This window comes from Haloferax gibbonsii ATCC 33959, from assembly GCF_000336775.1.
Lineage (GTDB): Archaea > Halobacteriota > Halobacteria > Halobacteriales > Haloferacaceae > Haloferax > Haloferax gibbonsii.
In genome coordinates, this window is the sequence record NZ_AOLJ01000017.1 from 1 (window position 1) to 25,826 (window position 25,826).

A 25,826-nucleotide genomic window follows, 5' to 3' on the forward strand; every position below is an offset into this window, starting at 1 on the left:
GTCGGCGAGTTAGTCGAGCAGTACGGCCACGCGGGCATCGGCGCGGCCGACGTGCACGAGGCCGCCGACATCTACGCCGAGATGCTGGCCGACGACGACTGCACGGTGTTCATGTCGCTGGCCGGCGCGATGGTCCCGACCGGGATGCGAAAGGTCGTCTCCGACCTCATCCGCGACGGCTACGTGGACGCCCTCGTGACGACGGGCGCGAACCTCACCCACGACGCCATCGAGGCCGTCGGCGGAAAACACCATCATGGGTCTCAGAACCACGGCGAGAAGACCGAACGCGAACACGACGAGACGCTCCGCGACGAGGAGGTCGACCGCATCTACAACGTCTACCTCCCGCAAGAACACTTCGCGCTGTTCGAGTCGCACCTCCGAAGCGAGGTGTTCCCGGCGCTGGAGGAAGAGGGGACCGTCAGCATCGCGGACCTCTGCCGCGAACTCGGCCGCGCCAACAGCGAGGTCAACGACCGCGAGGGAATCGAGGAAGACGCCGGCGTCGCCGCCGCGGCCTACGAGGCCGACGTGCCCATCTACTGCCCCGCGGTACAGGACTCCGTCCTCGGCCTGCAGGCGTGGATGTACTCGCAGACCTCGTCGTTCTCGCTGGACGCGCTGGCCGACATGACGCCGCTGACTGACCTCGCGTACGACGCCGACACGGCAGGCTGTCTCCTCGTCGGCGGCGGCGTCCCGAAGAACTTCACGCTCCAGACGATGCTCGTCACCCCCGGCGCGTACGACTACGGCGTCCAAATCACGATGGACCCGTCCGCGACCGGCGGTCTCTCGGGCGCGACGCTCGACGAGGCGCGCTCGTGGGGCAAACTGGAGAAGGACGCCCGCAACACGACGGTCCTCGGCGACGCGACTATCATGCTCCCGCTGCTCGTCGCCGCGGCGCGCGAGCGAATCGAGTAACGCCGCGAAGCCCGCTGACGGCCGCGGCAGTCCGCACCACCGGCCGTCGCGTCACATCGCGTCAGGTGGGATACTTTTTTGCCCGGCGAGCACCCTTCCATGCCAACGAATGGCACGAGAGGGTGCACAGGGCGTTCGCGTCTGCCTCGACATCTGGCACCCGGACTGCTGGACGCTACAGGTGACGAGGGAGACGAGCGGCGGCCTGCTCGGCCACGGCGTCCACGAGATAGACGGCCTCGCCAACGGGCGTTTCACCGCCTACGCCGACACGGCCGAGGAGGTCGACGAACTGCTCGCGGCCGTCCGCGCGTCCCCCCTGACCGAGTCGGTGTGGGAGACCGACGAGCACGACGGCGACGTCGGGGTCCCGGGGAGCGCGGCCCGCGGCATCGTCGTTCGCTACGACCTCAGGAACTCCATCAACGACGCCCTCGTCTCCCGGGGGTTCATCCCCGACGAGCCGGTTCGGATGCAGGGCGGCCGCGAGCGCTGGACCGTGCTCGTCCACGAGACGCGACAGACCGTCCACGAGCGGCTAGCGGAGATACGAGCGGAGCGAAACGCCGACATCGACGTGGAACTCATCACCGCCCCCGAAGACGGCGGCGGCATGTTCCGGACCGACGCGCTCTCCGAGCGCCAGCGCGAGGTGTACGAACTGGCCCGCCGCCGCGACTACTACACGTGGCCCCGCGAGGTGAGCGCCGCGTCGCTGGCGGCCGAGTTGGACATCTCGAAGGCGACGCTCCTCGAACACCTCCGGAAAGCCGAATCGAAACTGCTCGGCGACTACTGACCCCGTTCTTCGGGTTCTCGGGGACGAAATCCGGCGGGTCGGCGCTCACCCCACTCATGAGAGGGAGGGGTACTTTACCCGATAATCGAACCATGTGACAGTATGTCATCGGTAGACGTGAACGACGGGCGGAGCCTCTCGCGGGACATCGGACTGTTCGGCGCGGTGAGTACCGTGGTGGCGGGTACCCTCGGCGCGGGGCTGTTCGTCACCCTCGGCACGGCGAGTTCCACGACGGGGCCGAGCGTCATCCTCGTCGTCGTCCTCTCGGGGCTGCTCGCGATGAGTATCGCGCTCAACTACGGCTGGATGGCGACCATCTTCCCCGGCGCGGCGGGGTCGTACGCCTACGTCTCCCGGACGTTCGACAGCCGCCTCCCCGGGTTCGTGGTGACGTGGTCGAAGTGGCTCGGCTACATGGCCGCCGACGCGGTCCTCGCCATCGGCTTCGGGAGCTACTTACAGGTGTTTTACCCCTCGGTCGACCCGACGCTGGCCGGGTTCGGCCTGTTGACGGCTCTGTTTCTGGTCAACCTCGTCGGGTCAAAGAGCTACAGCGTCTCGCAGAACGCCATCTTCGGCTTCCTCATCCTGTCGATACTCGTGCTCGTCGGCCCCGGCCTGCTGAACGTCGACGCCGCGAACTATCAGCCGTTTTTCACCGGCGGCTTCGACGGCTTCGTCGCCGCCGCGGTCCCGCTGTTCTACGCCTACATCGGTATCGCCGTCGCCGGGCAGATGGGCGCGGAGGTGAAGAATCCCTCGCGGAACCTCCCGTTGGCGATGGCCGGCGGGACGGCCATCCTCATCTTCCTGTACGTGCTGACCGCCGCCGTCATCTACGGCGTCGTCGGCGACTACACGGTCCTCGCGAACTCGGCGCGACCGCTGTCGACGGCCGCCGAAGTGTTCCTCGGCGACATCGGCACGGCCATCGTCGGCGTCGGCGGCCTGCTCGCGACGGCGTCGTCGGTCCACGCGGTCATGGCCGCGGGCATCAAGATGCCCTACTCGTGGGCGTGGGACGAGGTGTTCCCCAAGAAGTTCTCGGCGGTCTCCGACCGCTTCGGGACGCCCCACTGGTCGCTGTTGACGCTCTACGTCGTCGCCGCCGGCCTCACCTTCTGGAGTACGGGCCTCAGTCAGGCCATCGCCATCGCGACGTTCAGCTACCTCATCGCCTACGCCGCGGTGTCGATAACGGTGCTGTACGTGCTCTACAGCCGCACCGACCTCCGCTCGGAGGCGGGCTTTTCGCGCCCGTCGCTGCTCACGGTGACGGGACTCGTCGGGTCGCTCGGCGCGGTCGGGCTCCTGACCGAGGCGTACAAGGGTTCGCTGTCGATTTACGTCCCGTGGGTCGCCGTCGGCCTCGTCGTCTTCGGCGTCTACTGGTACCGCGGCCAACAGAAGGACCACGACGTCGAGGCCATCCTTGGGACGCTGCCCGGCGTGCCCTCCGACGAGTACAACCCCTCGGTTCGCGGAGTGAGCGATGACTGACGACGCGACACCGCGCGGTGACCGCTCGGACGACTCCGACTTCGGCCTCGACTCCGCCCCTCGCGTCGACCCCGACGAGACCATCGACCTCTTGCAAGCGCTCGTGCGGATTCCGAGTCCGTACTTCGAGGAGGCCGAGATAAGCGAGTTCGTCTACGACTGGTTGGACGCCCGCGGGCACGACCCCGAGTACCACCACGTGAGCGAACCGGACATCACGGAGTACGAGGGCGACAACGTCGTCGCCCGGCTGGCGGGCTCTGACCCGGACGCGCCGACGCTCCTGTTGAACGCCCACGTGGACACCGTGAAACTGGTCGAAGACTGGGACGAAGACCCGTGTTCGGGCCGCATCGAGGACGGGAAACTGTACGGACAGGGCGCGTGCGACATGAAAGGTGGCCTCGCGGCCGTCATGGTCGCCTTCGACGCGCTCGCCGACGCCGACCTCGCGGGGGACGTGCTCCTCACGGCCGTCGTGGACGAGGAGGGCCCCTACGGACTCGGCACCGACCGACTCATCCGAGACGGCGTCGTCGACGACTGCGACGCAGCCATCGTCACCGAACCCGGCCCGATTCTCGCACAGGAGGACATCGAGAACCCGGCGCTCCTGCTCGGCGCGCGCGGCCGCTACTTCTACGACATCGAAGTGCGCGGGCAGGCCGCACACGGGTCGAAACCGGACACCGGCGTCAACGCGGTCGTCGAGGCCGGCAGACTCGCGGCCGCGCTCGACGACCTCGACGTGGGCGACCACCCGAAACTCGGCTCGGGGTCGACCTGCCCGCTGAAAATCGAGGGCGGAAGCCAGACGCTTTCCGTCCCCGAGCGCGCTCGCCTCATGGTCGACCGTCACGTCGTCGTCGGCGAGACCCTCGAAGACGCCCGCGACGACGCCGAGCGCGCCGTCGAGGAACTCGGCTTGGAGAGCGAGGTCGACGTGGGATTCCGCGAAGCCCCCGACGAAGGCATCCGATACGGCCCCTACGTGACCGACGAGGACCACCCGCTCGTGGGCGCGCTCGCGGACTCGACCCGCGCCGTCGCCGACACCGACCCCGCCTACGGCTACTTCTCCAGCGTCGGCGACTTCAACTACCTCGGCGACCGCGCCGACCTCCCGACGGTCATCATCGGTCCCGACGGCGAGAACATCCACGCCGCCGGCGAGTTCGTCTTCACCGACGACGTGGTCCAAGTGGCCGACATCGTCGCCGACGCCGCCGTTCGGTACCTCGGCTGACGCGGCGTTCGTTCCCGCCCCCGAGGCCGCGCGTTCTCAGCGCCGAGAACCGGGCGCAAACACCTAACAGCCCCGCCCGGTACCTCGGACACAATGACAGCGCCCCCGCTCACGTCGGTCGTTTCGGCCCGCACCGACGTCGAACTCGCCGCCGTCTTCGAGCGCGTCTGGGAGGCGCGGGGCTACGAGACGCGCGTCCGGTTCCGCGGCCCGGACGTGCACGTCGAAGCCGCCGGGGAGACGCCCGAGGGCGCGACGCGCGAACTCCGAATCTGGATTACGACCTCCGGAACCGTCACCGCGGACAAGACGAGCGCGTTCGTCCGGCGGTGCGAGCGCGCCGGCATCGAACCCTACGTGGCGGCGGTCGGAGGCGGCCGCGTCGCCCCCGACGCCCACCGCCGAGGGCTCGTCGTTCTCGACGCGCCGGCGCTCGCCGTCGAAATCCGCGAGACCGGCGTCGAATCGTTCGTCCGCGACCTCGCCGCCCGAGAGGAACGGCCGGCGACGAACTGGCTGGGCGAGCGAATCGAAGGCCGCGGAGGCGATGGCGACGACGGCACAGAAGCCGAGCGCGACGAGTCCGAGAACGACGACGCCGGGCGAATCACCCGTCGCGAGGCGCTCAAAAGGGCAGGAGCCTACGTCGCCGGTGGCCTCGTCACGTATCTCGCCGTCGAGCAAGTCTCGGATTTCGTCCAGCGCTCGCCGAAGCTCCGCGCCGCGGTCGCCCGCCGCGCGGCGTGGGTCGACGACCGCCTCCCCGACGTGGCGCTCCCGACCGTCGAGTGGTCGATTCCGACGCCCCAACCGCTCTCGGAGGAATCGACCCTCCCGAACCGAACGGCTACGGTATCGACGCCGGCGAACGCGACGGCGATTCCGTACGCCGACCTCCGGCGGAACCCGGAGTCGTACGCGGGGACTGCCGTCACGTACACCGGCCGCGTCGAGGAGACGTTGGAGCGCGACGGGGTCCGACTGGCGCTCGTCGCCGTCGAGGACGACCGAGGGCGACCGAGCGGCGACGTGGTCGCTCGATGGCCCGCGGGGCGCTTCTTCGAGGACGACATCGGCTTTCGACTGCTCGCCGACGAGCGCGTCCGGCTCTGGGGCGTCGTCGCCGGCGAGGGCTCGATTTCGGGTGGCGTGCAGTACCCCCGTATCGACGTGTCCGTGTTGGAGAAGGCGTGAGCGGGTCGGTGGTCGGGTGAGACCGATGGTGATTACTCGGTTGCGGGGCGAGAGCGAGGTGGCCGATGACGACGGCACCGTTCCGAACCGAACTAGGCACTCGGTGATGCGGAGCCCTATGAGTGCCGAGGCCACATAACTAACGTTAGAATCTTCTATCTAATCGTACAAAGACCTAGCGATACTATCGACTTGGTTTGTAGATTTAAAATTCTGATTGATGAGTTCAGCGGACGAGAGATCGAGAGTACAGACATAGGGTTCGTTTGATGAACGGAATAATATCGCCCTCGGTGGCTGCGCAGTAATACTATCTCCTTCAAAAATTGCGCACTCTCAGAAGATTATCTACAAACAGGGCAGCTGACTTGCTCCTCTTCAGCATCTTGCTTCACTAAGAAATTGAATCCACAGTCTGGGCAAGTAATCCGCTTTGTCTCAATTGAAAGATGAGGTGATGGTGTCTCAGGTTCGCCGAAGTCAATCTCGCTGGAGTCTGTCTCGAGATTGATAGAGCTATTTGATGAGATTCCGCCAAATGCATCTTCCAACGCGTCACTCAATTCTTTTTCCGCCATTCGACGGAGTTCTCCTTCTGCCACAGAGTGGCTGTAATCCGCCTGCTCGTCGGTGAGAAATTGATCAAACTCCTCAATCCAACCGCAGTATGGACAGCGTAGATTTAGATAATGCTCGTCTTGGTAAGTATCTGAGTGGATGGCGAATTTCCCATCACAGTTCGGGCATTGTCTGGGGAACATTCCGTTCTCATCGCTCGGCAAATCTATACTCACTTCTTTTTCAGTCATACTATCACACCTCCCTTCTGCCAGATATTGTTGAACTGATTAACAATGTTATCCCGGTTGATGGGTCTAAGCTCGGATGCAGTGTGTTGAGTGTCTCCTGCATCGTGGAACGAATGACCCCATGCCCAGCCGTCCTCTCTGTCCCTGATTATGTATCTATCGTGGAACGGCCAATCACTGTCTGAAACTTCCCTAACTTCGATTTCTGGATGTTGATTAGCAAACTGATTAACCCGTTGTTGATAGCCTTGACCAGTCACTCGGCCTGAGGTGACTACCTTGATTTCAACACCAGACGGAACGTGCTTCAGAAGGTCGTATAGTGGTTTTCGGGCATATCGGTCGATGATTATGATTTCATTCCGAGATAGTTCTACGAAGTCCCGAAATAGGTTTTCAGCCTTACCTGATTCATTAGGTCCTATCGACGCCTGTCTGAATGTTTTCTTAGCTCCAGACCTCGGTATTTCAACTCCGTCATCCACGTACTGCTCGTACCTTTTGATACCCTGGTCCGTGATTTTGGTATCATGGTAGAATAGGCCACCTCCACCACCGAGTGTATCGACTAACCTCTTCTCTTTCAAGTACCAAACATTCAGATCAACTTCGTCTTCGTCACTGCCTACTTCGTCAAGCAAGTTGTCACGGGTTAGATAAGCATGTCCTGGGTTCTGTCGATCTGCATTATACAACGCGTCTAATACGTTATACCGGATATTTGAATCCAAAATCGTGGGATGGCCTTGTCCAGAAATTTCCTCGATGCCTTTAGCAGTTATCTGAACTGTAGAGATCTTCCTCCCAATCGCAGCATTGTTATCGACATAATCGCTGTCCATCCTCTGGACATTGTATACAATATCGTTCTCCTTGAATTGGCTTAGTTCCTCAAAGAGCGTGTTACCGTCCTGACCTCTATAGGGACTCTCTTCAAAAGCCTCGTAGAGGAGCTTCAGGATTTCTCTCTTTATTTTGTCGTCCTTCTCACTCATCTTACAAAACAAACATGACCTCATGCTGAAATAGATTATGCCGAGAAGCAGTTTGCTACTGGATATGCTGATTGTTTAGCTTAAGATCGCCCTCCCGGTCTGCTTTGCGTCCGGCTTGGAGGAGTGTGTGGAGTGCTTGGCGGCAGTCTCCTGAGGTTTCGGCTACGTTGCGGGCGATTTGTTCTATGACTTCTTGGGAGACTGATCCGGGCCGGAATGCTTGTTCGACTCTTTTTTGAAGGATATTTTCGAGTTGGTTCTGGTTGTAGGGTTTGTATTGGAGTGTTTGACAGGAGAGTCGACTTTGGCTTCTGGGGTCGAGATGGATTTGGGAGGGGTGTTGGTTGGAGACCATGATGATGCCGATTTTGTGGGCTGCTTGTTCGTTGAGCAGTTGGAGGTCGTAGATGACTTCGGTTCCGTCTTTGAGCTGGTCGAACTCATCGAGCGCGATGGCTACTGAGTAGTTTTTATCGAGCCATTCACGGATTTTCGAGAGGAGTTCGTCTACAGGTTTGCCTTTCCGTGGTGCGGGATATCCGAGTTGGATCAGTAGTTCTGTGAGTAGGCTGGGTCTGGTGTTATACTGCCAGCAGTTGATGTAGACTGGTTTGACTCGTGTTTCCTGTTCGAGTTGACCGAAGACGTGTTGTACGAGTGTGGATTTACCGACTCCAGATGGTCCGTGAATGAGAAGGTTTTCTCCAGTTTTTCTATGTGTGAGCGGTCGGACTGCATCTGCGATTCGTCGCAGCTCATATTCTCTTTCAATTGGCTTGTCCGGCTGGTGGTCTGCGGTTAGATAGGTTTCAGAGCGTAGTATGCCGTTGTCTTTTTTATTGCGGTCGAACATTTGATAATAGGCCTCATCAATAGTCTTCTCTTCGAATGAGAGTTCTCAGATTTTGTACCTGATTTGAATGTTCGTTAACAGTTATACTAGGTATGGTAGAACTGGATTTCAGATGGAACCGAATACTATAGTTAGAGAGTTTGTATAGGGCGATACTAGTATATCTCTTCATCCGAAACACCCTGCTCAGAAAATAGTGTAACCCTCCAAAGACCGACCGGTGAACTGTGATGAAGCTAAACGTGATCAAGGATACTGAACCGCTGCAACTTGACTATAGACCTGAGGTAGTGGTAAACCGCAAAAAGGAATATAGACTTCTGAACTCGTTCGTGGAAATGGTTTCTGCCGGGGAAAGTCAGAACCTGTTGTTACATGGCTCAAGAGGTACGGGAAAGACATTGTTACTCCGGAAGACTGTCTCACAACTTGAATCTGTGAACCTGGTCTGGGTCTCATGCAGAGTCCACGACACCCAATATAAGGTGTTGAAACAGATTTCAGAGGCAGTTACTGGCAAGAATACTAAGACAGGTCTTCATACCTCAGAATACCAGCGCACGATTCAGGAGCGAACAACACAGGTTCAGACCCTTGTTGTATTGGATGAGATTGAATTCCTCTTACTGAACAACGGGAACGACCTGCTGTACTACCTCTCACGAACCAACCCCGATAAACTGAGCGTGGCATTGACGTACTCCAGTTCTCAGGAGTTCTCGGAACTCGTCGAAGAACGAACCTACAGCACACTCTACCCAGAAACACTCGAACTCGAACCATATAGCACCGAAGAAGTATACCAGATTCTGGCGGAGAGAGCCCGGCTGTCTCTCAAACCACGTTCCCTGCAACACGAAGCACTAAGCTACATCTCAGAAACAATCCGAAATCCAGCAATAGGACTATACTGGCTGAAGATTACCGCAGAGCACGTTGAGGACGCGATACACGCAGAAGACGTCAAAGCCTGCTACGAGAGCGGACTCCAAAGCTATGTGTACGAACAACTGGAGCACTTCTCCGAGCACCACAAACTGCTGTATCAGGCCATCGAAGAATTATCCAAAGAAGAAACTACGACCAGCTCCGGGAAGGTCTACAAACAATACCAACAACTCTGCAAAGCACAATCCAAAAAACCGTTGAGCGATCGGCGTATCAGCGACCACCTCAAACAACTCGAAAAACTCGATCTCATACAGGCAAAGTACCACTACGGCGGACGAAAGGGAAAATCCAGAGAGATTCGTTTATCTAATCGAAGTGTGCCGCTCTGATACTTTCTATCCGATCTTCCTCTACACTATCAAGCTCTTCAAATCGGTTGATCAAGTCCCTCGCAGCATTTTCTACTGCATTATTACCTGAACGATCGAGGACGCCTTCTACTCGAGCCAGGATCTGGTCTTCTTTGCCGTAGTACTGTTTGAAGCCCGTGATTTGTTCGATAACCGTTTTTTGCTGCTTTGCATTTAGGTTCTCGGTGAGACGGTTGCTCAACCGCTCCATAAGTCGAGATCCCTGATTTTTATCCAATTCATCAGGTAGCGATTGTAGAATTTCGATTAGTGGTGTCAGATGTTCCGGTTCTTGGTTGTCACTGAGTCTCTGCATTACCTCTTCGCGAACATCGGCCACTACGGCAGCTCTTCGGTCCGAGTCGGCTTCTTCAGCAAATTCGTCCCAGAGTTCTTTGTAGAGCTCGTAATATCCTGCATTTCCGCGGAGAAGATTCTCCACCTCTCCGATGAAACTTTCTTGTTCTGAGGCAGTGAGCCTTGAGAACTCTTGGGCAATGGGCATCAAGAGCGTTCGTTTTACGTTCTTGTTCGTTTCGTTCCTTGCTTTGTGTCCACAGGCATCGATCACTTTCCCAAATTCACCTTCCAACCTGTCGGGGCACTCTTCGATGACTCTCAACCCAATCTGTCTTCGGTTATTGTTATTATTTCGTGCCAAGCTTGCAGTCTTCTCTACAATTTTTGAATTGAATTCTGCTGGGACTTGTGGAATTACTTCATTCACTATGAATGAGTCGTCGTTGATGTGTCCGGGGATCCGTGAGAAGAACGCGTCAACCTCTTCCTCTGTGTCAAAGACGGGAACCTCATTTTTAACGGCAAAATCAAAGATCTCCCGGGTATTATTTGCGTTCCAATTTTTGAACAGATCCGAGATCCAGTGTCCGAAATCCGAGCGTGTATTCTCTGAGAACGAACCATAGAACCGGATACAGGATTTGACGAGAGTCAAGTCCTCGTTACTCTTAGAATCAACCAGATGGTAGATTCTGCCGTGTAGATTCTCAGCAGATTCCTCTGTCAATTCTGGCTTCAGAGTATCGAGACTCTCCGCTAATGACTGATCGATTTGGTTACTCTGGTTGCCGCTGTATCCCTCTCGAAGTTCGAGGAGTTTCTCCACGTAGATACTCCGTTCTTCAGGACTTGCCTTCCGATCAAACTGAGTATAATGTTCGGTGTTCGCATATTCGTTGTTCGAGTCATCAATTTCAACTATAGAAGTCGAAATTTCGATGATTTCTGTAGTCACTAGAACTTCCTGTGCCACATCGGAATCAGCGAGCATCTTCAGGGCCTCGGTCAATGATTCATCACGCAACTCTGTGATGTTATTAGACAACGTATCGATTGTTCTACGGGGTATCTCCTTTGCGTGGTCGATGAATGCCTGCAGTACACCCTTGTTGAACCCGCCTTCAGATTTGATTAGATCGGCAAACCTCTCGAAGCTGTCTCTTATACACATNGCCCGCTCAGAGATGTGTATAAGAGACAGAGCTAGCATCAAGATATTTGAGGAATTGTCTTCCTGGTTCTCTTGTCAGGTACCGCCCGACAACACGTGATACCTCATTTTGCTCCTCTTCCTCAAGCCTGTCGAACACATTGACCAAACTATTGATGATAGCATACATCGGTTGGTCTCTGCTAATCGACTGGTAAGTTTGAAGCTCGTCGTCGATTGCATCACAATATTGGTCGAAGGATCCTCCCTTTTCACGGATGTCCTTGATTCGGTCAAGTAACTCTGATTGCTGACCCGTCTTCAGGAACCTCATTACCTCGTCGAAGTCTTCCAGCCCTGACGAGTATGACTGATCAGAAAGATTCAGAAACGGACGGATATTTGCAGTTGTGACGCGCTGTGTAGAACTGAGGAAAGACTTGAGACGAGATTCCTTTGGCTCGTTCTCATCCACTTCCAGGATATCTTCTACTCGTTTTTCCTTCTCGTCGTCCGTCAATTCCTTCTTGAAATATGAATTGATGTCGTCTAGCAGGTAAGGATCCTCAACAAGTTGCTTGTGGAATTCAGGATACTCTTCCTCTATAATCGATATTTTAGCGAGGAAGGGCATATCACTGGTAATTCGTCCCTCAGTCAAGATCCCGCCATTTTCTCGCTCACGCGCAATACTTCGGAGTGTGACTAACCGGTTGATTGCGTGTTTTATCCGTCTAGGGTTCTCGAAGTAGGCGTTTACAATTATGTCAACTGCTTCTTCATCAAGAGTGTCAGATAGTTCCTCATTCTGTTCGTGAGCATATTTTTCGACGTCCTCTTTTTGGAAAGGGGGAATTCGAAGGTGAGTCTGGAAGAACTTTCTCAGGAACTCCCGCTCATTTCTCGTATCACCGAAAAAGTCGTCCTCATTTATCGCTTTGAGATGACTTTCTAATGCCTCATCATCGCATGGGATGAGATAGATACAGCGTTCGTCTTCAAGGAACGTTTTCAGAGATACGAGTACATCATAGACTGTGCTGCTCTCACACCTATCTAAATTGTCTACAGTGATGATGACTTTTTCAGCCTCTGTTTCCTGGATAATAGAATCAAAGATTCGCTGGTATGCTCCTGTCCATTCCTTTCGTGGGTACAGAAACTTTCTCTGAATTGTCTGAGCGACAGTATCCAATTGTTGTAGGACGTATCCTAAAATTGGAAGCAATAGTCCGGTTACAAAAACAGAAGCAACCGCTGAGTATCCACCATATTCTAATAGAGCGGCTGCCCCGGCAATCGCGATGAAGCTGATTGCGAGTAGTGGACTATCGTTCCAGAAATTCTTGATGACATCTACTGGGTTGCCTTGCTTTGAGATCTCCTCTTCTTCTTGAACGTCGTAGAGTCTTCCTGTGATTTCGTCTTCGCCCAGGATTCCTTCGCTTCCTTCGCCGTTTACTGCTTCTCCGATTTTTTGGTCCAGTTCGAGAAGTAGTTCTGTTCGGATTGAGTCCTCGGCGTGAGCCCATGCATCAAATTGGATACAAAGTACGTTTTCGAACTCCTCATTATCTCGGATGCGGTTGTAGAGTAAGTTGATTATCGAGCTTTTTCCGGAACCCCATTCGCCAAATATACCCACATGCCACGGAGGTGTGACGTTATGAATTATCTCAGAGAGAGTGTCGACGTATTCGATATGACCAAAACTGTCATCTTCCTCAGATTTGATTGGGTTGTCTGTTAGATACATCCGACGTTCATCAGAGGAGGTCATTAGACACGAATCTGTACTCTAATTATAAATAAACCTGTTAATCATATAGTGTTTTGAACCATGAGTTAGTATCGTCGTGTTCATCGATTTCAACGAGTAGTTGTCTTCTCTCTGACTCTAATTCCTGTATATCCCGCCAGTGTTGTCGTTTCTCTGTTCGTAGTTCTTTGTAGAAGCGGTCGATCTGGTTTTTCAATCGTTGTTTCTTTTCTTGTTGGCCGAAGGAGTGGTGGTAGAGGTCTTTGAGGCGTTGTTTGTACCAATCAAGCTTGGATTTGAGTTCCTCGATCGCGTCTTCGTGGATCTTGTCTCGTTGTTGGAGTTGGTCGTCTATCCTATCGAGTTCGTCTTCCAGTCGTTGTTCGTGTCTCTGCTGGGATCTTTCGAGGAGGCGTGTCCATTCGGGTTCCTGGTCTTCGAGGAAGAGTTCGACGTCGCTGTAGTCAGGGTACTCCATCAGAGAAGAGAATTGGGAAAAGGGAGTGATTGGTGTTATTCCGGGCCGTGTTGCGTTAGCCGCCGGTATTCCTTTGCTTTCACTCTATAGAATTTCGGCAAACCCTCTACCTCTTCTTCAGACCAATCACTAACTACGGAAAGCAATCTTTCTGCTTCTTGAATCAGTGAGAATTGGGACATAGAATCTAACTCCGCAGTGAATAGAGATAGAAGACCTGCCTCACCTTGTTTCAAATGACAGACAAACTTTTAATCTTCAGATATATAGGGTGGGGTATGATGCCCTCCCGTTTCACCAAGTTCAGAACACGAGCTTCTTTTCTCAAAAACTGTGGGAAGGCAGTTATGACGGGGGGAAAATCAGAGTTACAAGTAGCATTTGATGGTTCCAGTTGCGCCCTGAGCACGGTGAAGCTGGTAAAACAAGAGTGTGAAGAGGGGAACATCCCAGAACCATACTGTCCTGTACCTTGGAGACCATCAAACCAAACAACATACGTAGATGGTACCTCTCCTGCTCGTTCCTGGGAGGAACCAGACGATCGCAACCTGTGGACGGAACCACCTCAAAAACACGTGCCTCTTGAACCCGAGTACTCATGTCCTAGTTGCCGATGCAGAATCGAATTTGGTTTGTTGACGTGTGTTCGGTGCGATACCTCGCTGATATGGACAGATGAAGGACCGGTGCCAGTACGAGATACTGAACTCGAGGAGATGCGCGTCAGTGTTCAATCCAAGTCCAGTCTTTGAAGCTTATCGAGTATCCCGTTGTCCTCGAGATCTGAAAGACGCTCTAGCACCTTCTGTTTCGCCTCATTCTCTGATTTTCGTTTCAAACTGAGCAAGCGCCCGCAAGTTCGACATTCACTGAACTCGGGCTGGTTTTCGCTGCCACAGAAATGACAGACGATGTTTTGATCTTCGTTTTCTTCGGTGTCGAGTCCGTATTGTTCTCGGATGGCTTTGTTGACGTCGTCGTTGTTTAGGTGGACATAGACTTTGGCTCGTCCTGATCCGGGTACCCAGCCGGCGAACTTGTTGAGCTGTTCATAGCCCATGAAGGTCGCTACCTCTGTTAAACGAGTGTGACGAAGGTTATACGGCCGGCGCTTGTTTTTTGAGATCCCGGCTCTTTCACACGCGTCTTTGAATCTGCTCCGGTAAGCCTGGTAGCTCATCTCATCCCGTATATCGGGTTCGTATTCGCAGTTATCTGAGTGCCTCACCGGTATTTTCCCGCATTTCAAACACTGGTGTTGTTCTCTTTTGACCCAGAGAGGGGCACTTGTGTCCTCGATGTCTCCGATTTCTCCGCCGAAGGGGTGGTGAGCAATCCATTCACGAAGAGTTCTTCCGGCACGGACTAACTGGTTCGTCCTGTCAGGAGTTCCTTTGAGACCTTCGAGGAAGATGAAATCGCCTTTCCCGTTACTGGTGAAATCACCTATGCTGCAATTCAGTAGTTCGCCAGGTCTTGCAGCGGTCTCGTAGAGGGTGAGCGTGAAGGCTCTATCGCGAGTATTCTGCAGTTGCTTCAACAGGGATTTCAGTTCTGTTTTTGTGAAGAGGTCGTCTCGTGAGACGGTTTTTTCCTTCCTTGAGATATGGACTGAGAAGAAATTGACTTTATCCGGGTGTTCGTCTCCGCCGTTTTCCATTTTGTAGAACTTTTTGAGTGAGGCTCGGAATTTGGCCTTGGTGTTTTCTGCATAGTCGCTGCGGTTGACTTCTGCAACGATGGTTTTCAGGTCGGATTCGCTTGCCTGTGTTAGTTTGAATCCTGGCGGTGCGAACTTGTTGAGAATGGTTTTCAGGGAGTAGATCTGGCGTTGTTGTTGGCTTTCTCCTATGCCCTCGGCTGAGACTTCGTTGATGAAGTGGAGTATTGCTTGGTAGTTTTCCTCGCTTACTTCGTCTTTCAGGTTTTGAAGTGTTTTTGATACATTGATGTATTGGGTAGATGTCATAGCGATTGTTCTCCTGTGAAATTTGAAGGAGAGAGTGGGGAGACGATGGTTCAGATGAGGCGTGGTTGAACCGAAATCAGGGGTTCAGTGGTCTGTTAGAGTACTTTACTCTGAGTGCAGTGGCTGTTTCTTTTGGTTTTCACAGCGTTTCTCTTGGCCTCAAATGACCTCATTTCGGTTGTAGACCACTAGACGGCCGTTATACCGGGCGGGTGGACCAGGCTATTAAGCATTCTGTGGTCGTTACTCATCGTTTCCTTTGCTCTCCTCACTTCGTTTGAGGTTTCAAGAGAAACTTGGTCTAGAATTTTTTTATAACAAATACATAGTTAGTTGCTAATATTGGATAAAGACTATAATCACAATCGTTGAAAATGATTCATGGGGAAATTAGGAGATATCGAGGTTGCGGATTCTACGGCATCACATAAGTCGGGTGCAGCTCTGCTTTTGAATCAAGAGCCTTCAGAAGACAATACGATCCAGATTGGCTCGGACTGGGAAGTAGAGCTTGAACAAGGTAACCCCTATGCAGTAGCACGAGGGCAGACAAACTACTCTGTAGACGATGTCCTTCTACACGCTCATGAAGCAATACAGAAAGCCCTAGACATCTTCAGCTTTCAAAACGAGGGGGATTTCTCATGCAAAGACGTCGACAGACAGCGGCTCATCTGGTGGAGAGAAAATTCTAAGCAACATATCCGCGCAGTCAACATTAGCCCACTAGGAGTCTCTACCTCAGCAGCTATAGCGACTACCGGCGGTTCAAACCAGCAGTCAAATCAACAAACATCAAGTCAGGCCACTTGGCACGAGTGCTTGAGGTATTTCCGCCTTGCACAAACGACAGACGATCTTTTTGATGCCTACAGAAATGTCTACCTCGCTTTGGAGATGATTCTAAGTCACCGAGATCCTCAACAGAATGAAGGTGAAAAAGCTTGGTTCAAGAGAGCTCTGGGAAGTGCTCACCAGCAGTTTGACCTTTCGAAATTTGCACCGAACCCACAGAACCCAGTCGATTCTATTGTCCAACAACAATACAAGGACACTCGAGTCAAGCTATTTCATTCAAAAAAAGGACGTTCAAAACTTCTCCCGCATGACGAAAAAGACAGGGAACACGTTCAGGAAGCGTTTGAAAGTCTGACTTCGATAGTGGTGAAAATAATTCGGAATGAACTGAATATCCATCGAGGGTCTGGGGGGATGACTCACTCTGGGTTCGAATTCGTGACTTCTTGGATTACCAATGAGAAAGAGCTTGAAGTCAAAATTTCAAGTGACAGTTCTCCACTTGATTCGGGGGAGACACTGACTAGCTCTCCTTGGCAGAATTCGCATACGTTATCAAATATCACCTATTCTAAAAACCACAGTAAGCCGGGATTGAGGTGTGTCCTCTCAAGTGATTCTGTAGCAAATATCGGACAGAAGACCATTCGGAGAATGGGACTGGTCAAGCACGATGATGACCAGAATGTGTTGATTTCTATTGGAAGTACAGAAGCAGACCTTACACTAAAGAACGTTGACCAGTTTGAAGTTCTGAAAGGTATCGAACTGCAAAACAAAGATCGTGCAAAGACGAGATTCCAGACCTGAAAGATGTATATTCCGGTGTGTCGAAACCGCCGAACACCCTACTTCGGAGCAATCTCGTCTGTGTTGAGGTCCCGAAGCAGTCGAAACACAACCCGATCACTGAGCAGGTCTTTGTCTTCGAGTCTTTGGCGTAGTCCGTCCTGAATCTCCTTTGTTTGGGTGAGAATCCAGATCGTGTCGAAGCCTCGTTCCAGGTGTTTTTCTACGTGTTCGATTTCTCTTGGGTTGTTTCCCATGGCGATCTCGATTACGAGTTCCATGAACCCGAGTTGGACGTAGACATCTGCGTCGTAGGTTTCGAGTTCTGCTGCCCAACCTGCTTCTTTGAAGAGGTGTTTGATGTGGTGTTGCCAGTATTGGTGGACGATGCCACCACGACCCCTACTGTTCGTATCCAGACCTAGAGTGTTCTCTGCGTGTTTCCGGCCTTTCTTGGTGAGTTGGAGGAGTTTTCGTTTGCCTTGACCTGTTTTGACGTTGCGTTCGATTGCGAGGCCGGCGTCGACGACCTCGTTTTTCGCCTTGTTTCCTTTGTAGGTGCTCGGGAACTGCTCGTAGCGTTCTGTGAGCTGCGTGAATGGGTTCTCAACAAGGTCTTCTAGGAATTGTTTGCCGTCGCTGGAAAGTCCAGTTTCGTTTGTGGGGTCTTCGAGTATCTCTGGTTCCTCGAGTTTCTCTGAGCGGCCAGGTGCAACGACCTGAGTGTACTCGGGCGTAGTTTCCCTTGACCTCGAATCCAGATCTTCCCAGTTCTCTGCTTGAAGCCTCTGTAGTTCCTTATCAGAGACGTCCTTGTTCAAGTGGAAGTTATCGAGTTGGAGTCGGACCGGTGGTTGATTCCCGGTTTGTAGGACGGCTTCTCCGATATCGAGGTTGTAGGCAGCTTGTTTCTGTTGGGTGGTGAGGTTGAGTGATTGGGCGATTGCCTGGAACTGTTTGTAGTCACCACTCGGCAAGAGAAACTTGGTGTAGGTGTTGGCCTTGATCGAATCAGTGAGTTTCGTGGCTTCTTGATCGCCTACGATGAGTCCTTCGCCGAACTCCCTCATTTTGGCGGTGAGTTCGTCGATCTCTGGTAGGCCTGCTGCATCCTGACGCTCTTTGTAGACGGAGAAGACTCGCTTTCCTTCGTCTAAGAGGAAGACGTGTTGGAGTCCTTGGTTTCGGTGGTTTTGGGCTACGCGGTAGGTATAGACGTAGGCGAACAGTGTTTCCATGAGGAAGTTTTGAATGTCTCTGCTGAGTCCGTCGAACTCGAAGACAACATTTCTCTGCAGCAGTTCCTCGATGGGATAGCCTTCACTGCAATCGAATATGGTTCCAGCAACGAGGTTCATCGCCTCGATTCTGTTGAGGACGGTGTCGCGGTAGTTCGCAGTCTTGCTTGTGGGATTGAGTCGGTCTTTCTTGATGAGTGTCTCTAGTTCGTGGAGGCTTGGATACGGCTCACCGGTTTCCACGAACAAGCCATACAGTTTGTAGAGGAACACGGTTTGTTTGAGCAGGTAGTTCTTGGATGCAGAGAGCAAGCTCGTTGAGTGACCGAACATCTCGACAAATACCTGTGCCCAACGCCGAGGCATGACTCCAGGCGGTGGCTTCAACGGGTTGAACTTCAGCTCACTCCACGGCAAAACCAAGAGTTCCCCATCTTCCTCCAGTAAGTGTCTGTAGTCCTGTTTGAGGTCGAAGGCCCAGAACGGCTTGTCAAGCTGGCTAACAAGGTTGTAAAAGAGCGTAGTCTTACCCGATCCAGACTGACCCACTGCGAGTAAGTGCCGAGTGAGCTGATCCTCCTCTAAAGTGGCTCTCCTGCCGTTGCACTCTCCAAGCGCGATACCGTCTCTGGGGGAAAAAGAAGATGAAGAAGGGGTTGTGTTGAACGGGTTTTCGTGGTACTCTGCAATCTTTGCTTCGAGGAGTTTTCTGACCTGTTTCTGCAGATGCGTGTTCTCTGTGATTGTGGCTGCCTTTACGAGTTTGAGCAGCTGTGGCTCTGGTTCGAACTCTGTGTTTTGAAGCAGCTGAATGAGTTTCTCGTCGATGACCGCGTTCACCACTTCTCGAACAGTTCATCGATATCACTCAATCGAGGACCATTCAGTAGTCGTTCATATCCTTCAAGCGCCATCTCATAGTGACCGTGAGGAAAGTAATCGAAGATCTCGTACCTGGTCTTCCCACGGTCCTGAGTGAGATACAATCGATCTTCTGGACTGCTGGAGTTGTAGAGTGTTTCTGCCTCTATGTATGCGGCTTTGAGCTGTTGGTACTCCCGTTCATGGATAGGCATCTCTGCATCTGAAATCGGTTATTCTCACCCCTCATTCTCGTCCTCTTCGTTGGGTTTGTAGTTTTGAATCCTCTCAAGTTCGGTTTCATAGAACTTGGTAAGCTCTTCATCGAGCAGTTCTCCGCCGTCTGGATAGGGCTCACCGGTCTCGATATCGGTTCTGTAGGCGACTGCCTTCTCTAATTGTTCTCTGGAGAAGTAACCCCATTCCCATCGGTCGTAGGTGTTAGGGGATTTAACCCGGCCAAAGTACAGTCCGTCTTCTTCGGTATCGTAGGCTTCCCACTTCCAATCCGGCAGTAGGAGTGCTTCCCAAGCCGCTAACGGCTCCTCATACTCGTCTTCGTCTTCATATTCTGAAATACAATGTTCACCTCATATACCATACACAGGGCGTCAAGCAGGTAGTAGGAAACGAGAGACTACACTTCAGTTGAGGTCAACTATAGAAGAAAGATGAAGGGGAAAAGAAAATCGAGGTTTAGTGGTGTGATTTTGTGAGTTGTTGGATGGCGTCCCATTCGTGTTCCCAGTGTGGTTCGAGGTCGGGATTTTCTACGAGTGTGTTGATTCTCTGGTTGACAACTTGTCTTCCAAGTGTGTTGGCATCGGGGACTTCTGAATAGTTGTTTTCGAGGAGTGTGGCTGCTTTTTCGAATCCCCGGTCCAGCTCGTAGTCGGGGACGTCTTCTGTATAATGTGTGAGTGCGCGTGTTGCAGCGTTGTAGGTCTCCCAGAGTGTCGGGTTCTCAGGGTCCTCGACTTCATCGTATAGTGCGTTGAGTAGGTCGGGTAGCGGTTGTTCCAGGTACTCATCGATACCGAGTTCCATGAGGACAATCAGTGCTTCATCTTGGTTCAGGAAGCTCTGGCTCTGTGCTGTTTCTAGTCGTCTCTCGATTTCTTCTGGGCTTTCTATGACGGCGTCGACAGCGTTGTATGCAAGTCCGGGCTGGAATGGCTCGTTGTGGGTCTGCTGGAAGTGTAGGTCTGAGCTGAATGCCATCATTCCGTTACTGCAGATTTGTCTCAGTGCTCCGACGTCGTATTTGAGTGCGTGGAAACCACTGTGTCCTGATCTGATCTTCAATCCCAGGTTGATTGGGTCGTCTTCGCTGGCATAGACTGTGGTTGCCTCGTTGAAGTTGAGGTATCCACTCATCTTGTGAGCGGACGGTGAGAGTGAGATGTACCCGTCGACTTCGAGGTCTTTGTCTCTGTGTCTCTCGATTGCTTTACCTGCTGATTCGAGGATGTCTCCGTACTGGATGACGTTGTAGAAGTCCTTTGAGGAAGAGACTACCCCTGTGGCTCGACCATCATCGGTCCAGAGAGAATTCTTATACTGAATCTTCGTCCACTCATCGATTACCTCGTTACGCGCGTAGACGTCGTGTCTATCTACTGTTGGTAGTTGTTCTGCGGTTTCGTACAACTCGTCTAAATCTTCGAATGTATACACCTGTTCTTGGATACTGGCATCACCTTACCAAACCAAAGGACCACCAACTCAATAGTACACAACAGGAACACCTCACTTCGTATGGAAATTTATCTGGAGAGTGGGGTCTTTAGAAGTGCCATTTGATGGTTTGACCATCTCTTTTGACGGCACCGGGAACCGGGACATAGACTTGGATGCAGTCTTCTCCTTGTTTGACGAACATTCCACGCCAGTCATCAGTGGCTTGTCTTCCTCCGATTGAAACGTCATCGCCAGGCTCGCCTTCTGTAAATGAGATCCATGTCCGACCGATTCCCTCGGAGTCGTACCCGTAGACTGTGAAGCTTCCTTTCTTAGGGAGAATGACCTTGGTGCTGCTTGTAAGATAATCTGTGTAAACTGCGTTTTCAGCGAGTGAATCAACCTCCTCGAGAGAATCATAGAAAGGACGAGAATGTTCACTATCATCAGGATTCCAAGCGACTGCAATTCGATTAGCCTCCTTAGCAGGAACCTCGCGTCCTTCAGCAGCCCTAGTAAAGTGGGTGGAAAGTACTGTTATTATCCGATCATCAGGGCTCCCCACCTCCTCAACGACAGGCGGCCAATCTGGTTCAACAGGGATGATCTCGAATTTCTGGCCATCATAGGGTGTTGACTCAGCGACGTCTACCCATTCAGTATCCGAGGCTTCCTGTATCCCGTTAACTGCTAATATTGGGACTATGACTGGCTTTCCAAGTTCTAGGATGTGCTCTGCTTTTTTGATTTCTTCATGCCGGTACTCGTTGAAATCATAGTTATTGTAGATGCGAAAATGGGGCTTGTCTTCCACCGAGTTGATCTCGACCACGAATATTTGGTCAGTGTCTCCCCCGATGATGTCGCCAACCCATTTCTTAGCCACGGTTATTCGACACCGGGATGAGCCCTGTGTGATAATTTTCTTAAAATCAACATCCGGCCCATAGGTTCTATAATCGTCATCACATCTCGACCCTGAATCGAACTCTCCACGCAGATACGTCACCTCCTTATTGCCATAGGAGTCTGTGAGCTTGTCGAGTCGGACGCAGTCTCCTTCCTCAAGGTCAATGTTGGCAATTTCCTCAGGGAGGTATATCCTGTGTTCGTCCCTGTCCGTGACTTGAACCTCTTCGGGGTGGTAGCTGCATTTTCGAGCGACGATACTTGACTCACTCATAGTGACTAGTGTGTCATTTTCTAGGGCATAATGGTTATTCAGATTAACAATATCCCGTTGCCCTGCTTCTATGCTGTTTGTAGGCTGCTTGAGATGCTGATTGAAGGCTGAATCGGGTTTGCCTGGAAGTGGTGAGAATGTATGAAATCCCCTCGTCAGTGGAAACGCTGTACCCGGCCTTTGGCTGGGTGTTGCAGTATGAACCGCCTTGTCCAACGTCTGGTCCTGAACCATTGGTTCAGTTGATTCAGAGCCTTCTTCAGTTCACGATTGCCGCCGGGCTCATGCTTGGAGCTCTCGGCTTTGCGGTGGTCGGAGTGATGTTCATCATTGGTGGTCTTGAGACCCGCCGGAGAGCGAAACAGTACTTCAAGGACATCTTCATTGGCACGGTCATCTTGGTCGCTGCGCCGTCGATCATCTCGTTCATCATCTCGTCAATGTCCGGATGCGGAGGCAGCCCATGATCGTTGCACAGTCCACACCGGAACCTTCACCGACATCAGGTGGTGGAATCTTGGCTCAATTGGGTGACTCGCAGCGAGAGCTGTGGAATCTGTTGATTGAGGCTCTGTTCAACACAGCGACTCTCCACCCGAACCCCGCTGTCCAAGAGGTCTACCAGATGTCTCTATCTGTCACATACCTGCTGTTGGTCCTTGCCATAGCTTACGTGGGCTTACTGTACATCGGAAGAGAACCACTCTCCCTCGACACGCGCACAGTATTACCTCGTTTGCTCATAGCTGTCATCTTCGGGTTCATCGCCTTACCCATGCTACAGTACGGTGTTGATTTCAGCGACGCATTGGTGAAAGCCTTCCAACCTACCGATCCGGCCACAATCGGTGAGTACCTAGGCATCAGCGCAGGCGGATTACTGGCGATCCTGATCAACTACTTGCTGCTTCTCGCGTTAGTAGTCGTCTTCATTTTGAGGAACGTTTACCTCCTGTTCGTAGCCTCGATCTCGCCGCTACTGGCACTTGCGTGGGCGCTGCCGAATACCAACAGGTACGCCCAGTCGTTCATCTCGGGGTGGTTCGCTGTCCTTGCGATGGTTCCACTGGATGCACTTGCACTTCGGTTCATCCTGGCTATGACCGAAGGCTCTGCAGGATTCTCTATCACCGGGGCCTCAAATTGGGTCTTGGGAGTTGCAGCATTCACACTGCTCCTCTGGATACCCCTCCAACTATACAGAACATCACAGGCGATTGTCGGCCAAGGATTCCGGCTAACACGAGGTCTCAGCCAGGGTGTAACCCGTCTCCGCAACAAAGGATCGTCTGGGCAAAACCAAAGAGACCAATCTCAGAATTCCCGCAACCGTCGACGCCGAGGTCCGAGGTGATCAGAGTGGTTGAGAAAATCCCGATGACTCGGAGACTGGAAACCAACGTCCAATTCTTCGGCAGATTCACCTGGAAGGACCTGATCCGCCTCTGCCTCCCTGTAGCCCTCGCGTTACTAGTGGCTCCTCCAATCGAGAGAAATCACATAATGTGGCTGATCACCGTCGGAATCGGCGGATGGCTCGGTGTCATCTGGTACGGTATTCGGCCGAACGGCTACACACTCGATTACCAACTGTATCACCTCATCCGGTGGTTCCTGAGCGGTTCAAACTGATTAGACCAATGTTCAACACAACCAAATCCACAGTACCCGGCGTCCACGTCAAAAAGGCAAAGAGGCACTTTCTGGTGACCTCTGAAAACCAGCTCGTCGGAGTCCTACAGGTTGATCCAATCAACCTAGAGATGCTCTCAGAGAGCCATCAAAGTGCAATCCACGAGATATACCGAGAGCTGTTAGACGAACTCACGTACCCTATTGAGATTCACTCAACTCAACGTAGGCGGTCCCTCAAAGAATATCGTGAGTGGCTAATCGGTCAGAAAAGCAGTGAGCGACGACACAAAAAGTCCTACCTCAATTACTGTAGGAACCTCGAAAAACGGGGGATCACCACGACGACACACTACATCGTGGTCCGCGTTGATATTCGTCGCGAGAACTGTGTCCGCGAGCTCATCAGTCGGCTCAAACGCATCAAGCAAGCCCTATCGACCGATGAATTCGCAGTTAGAGGAGTCACTGGAAAGGAGCTAGAAAGACTGGGACGTCGGTTCGGTCGCCGAAAGCTTCTGGCCTACAAAGACCACATCAGACTCCCACTCAGAACTGGGTCGGATTACCGAAAGACGGTATACGTCCATGAGTTCCCAGCAAACATCGGACTGGGATGGGTAGCAGAGATTCTCCGAGTCAATGGCCTTGTAGACATAACTCAGGCTATCGAACCTGTGGACACCACGAAGGCTACAAAACAACTGGATTACCTCAGGAAGAAGTCACAGACCGAGCTCAACATCGGTCACCCAGAAGATTACAGAGGGGTCAACAAGCTGGAATCGGTTAGCGACGACGTCGAGTGGTTCCTTGACTTACTGGCAGATAGAGAGTGTACGGCTGTCAGTTACGGAGCCTACATTACTGTCCACGGCCGGTCATGGAAGCGTGTCGAGAGAGCCTTTGAACAAGTCTTGACTCTGCTCCGTAGTCTCCGTATTGACTACAGGGTTCCCGTATTCAGGAGTGACCTTGCCTACTCTGCAGATTCTCCATTGGCTGTTGACTGATTGGATGAGAAGATGTTGATGCCCTCGGTGTCAGCGGCAAGTGGCATACCGTTCGTCAATCAGGACTTCGGTGATCAACGCGGTGTGATCTATGGAATCGAAACCGAGGACGGTACGCCCGTGTTCTTAGATCGGTTCTCGTGGCGTTCATACGCGATGGTGGTCATGGGAATCACCGGCTCTGGGAAAACCTATGCTACGAAGTTGGATCTGCTTCGGATGCTGCTGGCGGTCCCCGATCTCCGAGTTATCATCGTCGATCCGAAACAGGAGTACGGTTCTACAGTCGAAGCCATCTGTGGAGAAACCTATGCTATCACGGAAGACCGTGAATACGAGTTCGATGATCGAATCCAGTGTTTCCAGGTCCTCGAACGTGGGAAACTCGAGAACATACCGCTCATCGTTGACTTGGTAGAACAGATTTACTCGGACGTCTCGAGGTATCCTGGTAAGACGCTCGTCATCATCGATGAGGCAAAGCTGTTGATGAACGACGAGGAGGGCAGGAAAGTCCTTGAACAGTTCGTCCTCGAAGCACGGGACACCAACACCGCTATCTCACTCTTGGTTCAGAGTGCGGCACACCTGACCGACTGGCATGAAGGACGTATCATCCTCGACAACGCTCACGCCAAGTTGTTCATGCGACACGAACGGGTCAGCCAGTCAATGATCGACTTCTTCCGTCTCTCAGAACGCAAACAACAGCGACTGCTAAAGCTGCGGACAGGCCGATCCTCAAAACACGGAGAAGGGATACTGGAAGTCTCAGACCAAATTAACGCGAAAGTACGGTTCGAGGCTACATCGCTCGAACACCGTCTGATTGAACCATCTCTGCGTGTCCGGCAGAAGAAGAAATCTAAGCAGAGGATTCGCCGTGAAGCCCGTTAGCTGGCACATCCCCTCCTACACCTCGGTGAATGAGGAACAAGCGGAAATACTGGCAAAGCCCAGAACGAATTTCATCCCTGTTGAAGTTCATCCGCCGTTCGACGAGGACTGTCCTGCCAGCCTCTACAACTTCATCAGAGGCGTCACCGAGATACAGACCCGGTTGCTACGAACAACGAATGCCTCGCCAACGGTCGCCTACGAAATCAGACGGTCCTCACCGGACAATCTCGTGTTCCAGTTTGTAGTTCCAAGTAAGCGTTTGGAGCGCAAGCTTCGGACCAATCTCCAAGCAGAGATACCCGCCATCAGCTTCAGCAAGGGAGTAAACGGATTACCAATCACGGCAGAGGATTCAATTGGCGGGGGNACCAATCTCCAAGCAGAGATACCCGCCATCAGCTTCAGCAAGGGAGTAAACGGATTACCAATCACGGCAGAGGATT

At 52.9% G+C, this 25,826-nt stretch carries 22 protein-coding genes; 12 read left to right on the plus strand and 10 right to left on the minus strand.

Annotated features, from left to right (window positions below):
• The 5 genes from C454_RS10850 to C454_RS10870 form a co-directional block, all read left to right on the plus strand.
• Positions 1 to 930, plus strand: a 930-nt coding sequence (locus C454_RS10850; protein ID WP_004975531.1) for a deoxyhypusine synthase, incomplete at its 5' end; no start/stop codon positions are given.
• 109 nt (positions 931 to 1,039) lie between these two features.
• Positions 1,040 to 1,729, plus strand: a complete 690-nt coding sequence (locus C454_RS10855; RefSeq protein ID WP_004975532.1) for a helix-turn-helix domain-containing protein — start codon at positions 1,040 to 1,042, stop codon at positions 1,727 to 1,729.
• Positions 1,730 to 1,831: 102 nt separating this feature from the next.
• Positions 1,832 to 3,232, plus strand: coding sequence for an APC family permease (locus C454_RS10860; protein WP_004975533.1), 1,401 nt, complete (start codon positions 1,832 to 1,834; stop codon positions 3,230 to 3,232).
• The gene (locus C454_RS10865; RefSeq protein ID WP_004975534.1) at positions 3,225 to 4,478 is read left to right on the plus strand and encodes a M20 family metallopeptidase; all 1,254 of its coding nucleotides are present in this window, start codon (positions 3,225 to 3,227) and stop codon (positions 4,476 to 4,478) included. Before C454_RS10860 ends, C454_RS10865 begins: the two co-directional genes overlap by 8 nt.
• Before the next feature lie 93 nt (positions 4,479 to 4,571).
• Positions 4,572 to 5,672: a hypothetical protein gene (locus C454_RS10870; RefSeq protein WP_004975535.1), complete on the plus strand. Its 1,101-nt coding sequence runs from the start codon at positions 4,572 to 4,574 to the stop codon at positions 5,670 to 5,672.
• Positions 5,673 to 6,016: 344 nt separating this feature from the next.
• Here the strand turns inward: C454_RS10870 and C454_RS19820 are convergent, their stop codons facing one another.
• The 3 genes from C454_RS19820 to C454_RS19830 are packed head-to-tail and all read right to left on the minus strand — an operon-like array spanning position 6,017 to position 8,329.
• Positions 6,017 to 6,481, minus strand: coding sequence for a hypothetical protein (locus C454_RS19820; RefSeq protein WP_004975536.1), 465 nt, complete (start codon positions 6,479 to 6,481; stop codon positions 6,017 to 6,019).
• The gene (locus C454_RS19825) at positions 6,478 to 7,476 is read right to left on the minus strand and encodes a phospholipase D-like domain-containing protein (RefSeq protein ID WP_204365851.1); all 999 of its coding nucleotides are present in this window, start codon (positions 7,474 to 7,476) and stop codon (positions 6,478 to 6,480) included. Before C454_RS19825 ends, C454_RS19820 begins: the two co-directional genes overlap by 4 nt.
• A gap of 55 nt (positions 7,477 to 7,531) precedes the next feature.
• The gene (locus C454_RS19830) at positions 7,532 to 8,329 is read right to left on the minus strand and encodes a Cdc6/Cdc18 family protein (protein WP_004975538.1); all 798 of its coding nucleotides are present in this window, start codon (positions 8,327 to 8,329) and stop codon (positions 7,532 to 7,534) included.
• A gap of 230 nt (positions 8,330 to 8,559) precedes the next feature.
• Here C454_RS19830 and C454_RS19835 point away from each other — a divergent pair, with 230 nt between their 5' ends.
• Positions 8,560 to 9,609: a Cdc6/Cdc18 family protein gene (locus C454_RS19835; protein WP_004975539.1), complete on the plus strand. Its 1,050-nt coding sequence runs from the start codon at positions 8,560 to 8,562 to the stop codon at positions 9,607 to 9,609.
• Here the strand turns inward: C454_RS19835 and C454_RS20325 are convergent.
• From C454_RS20325 to C454_RS19845, 4 genes are all read right to left on the minus strand, one after another.
• Positions 9,587 to 11,101, minus strand: coding sequence for a hypothetical protein (locus C454_RS20325; RefSeq protein ID WP_152421526.1), 1,515 nt, complete (start codon positions 11,099 to 11,101; stop codon positions 9,587 to 9,589). The two genes, C454_RS19835 and C454_RS20325, sit on opposite strands and share 23 nt — an antisense overlap.
• A gap of 7 nt (positions 11,102 to 11,108) precedes the next feature.
• Positions 11,109 to 12,860 (minus strand): KAP family P-loop NTPase fold protein, encoded by a 1,752-nt coding sequence (locus C454_RS19840; protein WP_081605212.1) that lies wholly within the window; start codon positions 12,858 to 12,860, stop codon positions 11,109 to 11,111.
• Between the two features lie 37 nt (positions 12,861 to 12,897).
• Positions 12,898 to 13,317 carry a hypothetical protein gene (locus C454_RS20330; protein ID WP_004975542.1) on the minus strand — a complete coding sequence of 140 codons (420 nt, stop codon included), beginning with the start codon at positions 13,315 to 13,317 and terminating at the stop codon, positions 12,898 to 12,900.
• Between the two features lie 733 nt (positions 13,318 to 14,050).
• Positions 14,051 to 15,289, minus strand: coding sequence for a tyrosine-type recombinase/integrase (locus C454_RS19845; RefSeq protein ID WP_004975543.1), 1,239 nt, complete (start codon positions 15,287 to 15,289; stop codon positions 14,051 to 14,053).
• 381 nt (positions 15,290 to 15,670) lie between these two features.
• Between C454_RS19845 and mauJ the strand changes: the two genes are divergently transcribed.
• Positions 15,671 to 16,897 (plus strand): methylamine utilization protein MauJ, encoded by a 1,227-nt coding sequence (gene mauJ, locus C454_RS20335; protein WP_152421527.1) that lies wholly within the window; start codon positions 15,671 to 15,673, stop codon positions 16,895 to 16,897.
• A 38-nt stretch (positions 16,898 to 16,935) separates the two neighbouring features.
• Here mauJ and C454_RS10900 read toward each other — a convergent pair whose 3' ends face one another.
• The 3 genes from C454_RS10900 to C454_RS20340 all read right to left on the minus strand — a co-directional run bounded on the left by C454_RS10900 (position 16,936) and on the right by C454_RS20340 (position 21,838).
• The gene (locus C454_RS10900) at positions 16,936 to 18,954 is read right to left on the minus strand and encodes an ATP-binding protein (protein ID WP_239639913.1); all 2,019 of its coding nucleotides are present in this window, start codon (positions 18,952 to 18,954) and stop codon (positions 16,936 to 16,938) included.
• Between the two features lie 717 nt (positions 18,955 to 19,671).
• Positions 19,672 to 20,652 carry a DUF932 domain-containing protein gene (locus C454_RS10910; protein WP_004975549.1) on the minus strand — a complete coding sequence of 327 codons (981 nt, stop codon included), beginning with the start codon at positions 20,650 to 20,652 and terminating at the stop codon, positions 19,672 to 19,674.
• A gap of 109 nt (positions 20,653 to 20,761) precedes the next feature.
• Positions 20,762 to 21,838: a hypothetical protein gene (locus C454_RS20340; RefSeq protein WP_152421528.1), complete on the minus strand. Its 1,077-nt coding sequence runs from the start codon at positions 21,836 to 21,838 to the stop codon at positions 20,762 to 20,764.
• A gap of 137 nt (positions 21,839 to 21,975) precedes the next feature.
• Here C454_RS20340 and C454_RS20345 point away from each other — a divergent pair, with 137 nt between their 5' ends.
• Genes C454_RS20345 through C454_RS10935 form a run of 5 tightly spaced genes read left to right on the plus strand, consistent with a single transcriptional unit; the run spans position 21,976 to position 25,380 of the window.
• A complete protein-coding gene (locus C454_RS20345; RefSeq protein ID WP_152421529.1) occupies positions 21,976 to 22,305 on the plus strand; it encodes a TrbC/VirB2 family protein in 330 nt (109 codons plus the stop codon).
• Complete coding sequence (locus C454_RS10920; protein ID WP_152421530.1) at positions 22,302 to 23,192, plus strand: hypothetical protein; 891 nt, start codon at positions 22,302 to 22,304, stop codon at positions 23,190 to 23,192. The genes C454_RS20345 and C454_RS10920 overlap by 4 nt, the downstream gene beginning before the upstream one ends.
• A 5-nt stretch (positions 23,193 to 23,197) precedes the next feature.
• Positions 23,198 to 23,470, plus strand: a complete 273-nt coding sequence (locus C454_RS10925; protein ID WP_239639915.1) for a hypothetical protein — start codon at positions 23,198 to 23,200, stop codon at positions 23,468 to 23,470.
• 8 nt (positions 23,471 to 23,478) lie between these two features.
• Positions 23,479 to 24,483 carry a hypothetical protein gene (locus C454_RS10930; protein ID WP_049905107.1) on the plus strand — a complete coding sequence of 335 codons (1,005 nt, stop codon included), beginning with the start codon at positions 23,479 to 23,481 and terminating at the stop codon, positions 24,481 to 24,483.
• An 18-nt stretch (positions 24,484 to 24,501) separates the two neighbouring features.
• Complete coding sequence (locus tag C454_RS10935; RefSeq protein ID WP_160163081.1) at positions 24,502 to 25,380, plus strand: type IV secretory system conjugative DNA transfer family protein; 879 nt, start codon at positions 24,502 to 24,504, stop codon at positions 25,378 to 25,380.
• Positions 25,381 to 25,826: the final 446 nt, after the last annotated feature.

What these genes read in the sequence shown, in the direction of transcription:
- C454_RS10855 (WP_004975532.1), top strand. Translation starts at nt 1,040, where the DNA reads ATGGCACGAGAGGGTGCACAGGGCGTTCGCGTCTGCCTCGACATCTGG.
- C454_RS10860 (WP_004975533.1), top strand. Translation starts at nt 1,832, where the DNA reads ATGTCATCGGTAGACGTGAACGACGGGCGGAGCCTCTCGCGGGACATC.
- C454_RS10865 (WP_004975534.1), top strand. Translation starts at nt 3,225, where the DNA reads ATGACTGACGACGCGACACCGCGCGGTGACCGCTCGGACGACTCCGAC.
- C454_RS10870 (WP_004975535.1), top strand. Translation starts at nt 4,572, where the DNA reads ATGACAGCGCCCCCGCTCACGTCGGTCGTTTCGGCCCGCACCGACGTC.
- C454_RS19820 (WP_004975536.1), bottom strand. Translation starts at nt 6,481, where the DNA reads ATGACTGAAAAAGAAGTGAGTATAGATTTGCCGAGCGATGAGAACGGA.
- C454_RS19825 (WP_204365851.1), bottom strand. Translation starts at nt 7,476, where the DNA reads ATGAGTGAGAAGGACGACAAAATAAAGAGAGAAATCCTGAAGCTCCTC.
- C454_RS19830 (WP_004975538.1), bottom strand. Translation starts at nt 8,329, where the DNA reads ATGTTCGACCGCAATAAAAAAGACAACGGCATACTACGCTCTGAAACC.
- C454_RS19835 (WP_004975539.1), top strand. Translation starts at nt 8,560, where the DNA reads ATGAAGCTAAACGTGATCAAGGATACTGAACCGCTGCAACTTGACTAT.
- C454_RS20325 (WP_152421526.1), bottom strand. Translation starts at nt 11,101, where the DNA reads ATGTGTATAAGAGACAGCTTCGAGAGGTTTGCCGATCTAATCAAATCT.
- C454_RS19840 (WP_081605212.1), bottom strand. Translation starts at nt 12,860, where the DNA reads ATGACCTCCTCTGATGAACGTCGGATGTATCTAACAGACAACCCAATC.
- C454_RS20330 (WP_004975542.1), bottom strand. Translation starts at nt 13,317, where the DNA reads ATGGAGTACCCTGACTACAGCGACGTCGAACTCTTCCTCGAAGACCAG.
- C454_RS19845 (WP_004975543.1), bottom strand. Translation starts at nt 15,289, where the DNA reads ATGACATCTACCCAATACATCAATGTATCAAAAACACTTCAAAACCTG.
- mauJ (WP_152421527.1), top strand. Translation starts at nt 15,671, where the DNA reads ATGGGGAAATTAGGAGATATCGAGGTTGCGGATTCTACGGCATCACAT.
- C454_RS20340 (WP_152421528.1), bottom strand. Translation starts at nt 21,838, where the DNA reads ATGAGTGAGTCAAGTATCGTCGCTCGAAAATGCAGCTACCACCCCGAA.
- C454_RS20345 (WP_152421529.1), top strand. Translation starts at nt 21,976, where the DNA reads ATGTATGAAATCCCCTCGTCAGTGGAAACGCTGTACCCGGCCTTTGGC.
- C454_RS10920 (WP_152421530.1), top strand. Translation starts at nt 22,302, where the DNA reads ATGATCGTTGCACAGTCCACACCGGAACCTTCACCGACATCAGGTGGT.
- C454_RS10930 (WP_049905107.1), top strand. Translation starts at nt 23,479, where the DNA reads ATGTTCAACACAACCAAATCCACAGTACCCGGCGTCCACGTCAAAAAG.
- C454_RS10935 (WP_160163081.1), top strand. Translation starts at nt 24,502, where the DNA reads ATGCCCTCGGTGTCAGCGGCAAGTGGCATACCGTTCGTCAATCAGGAC.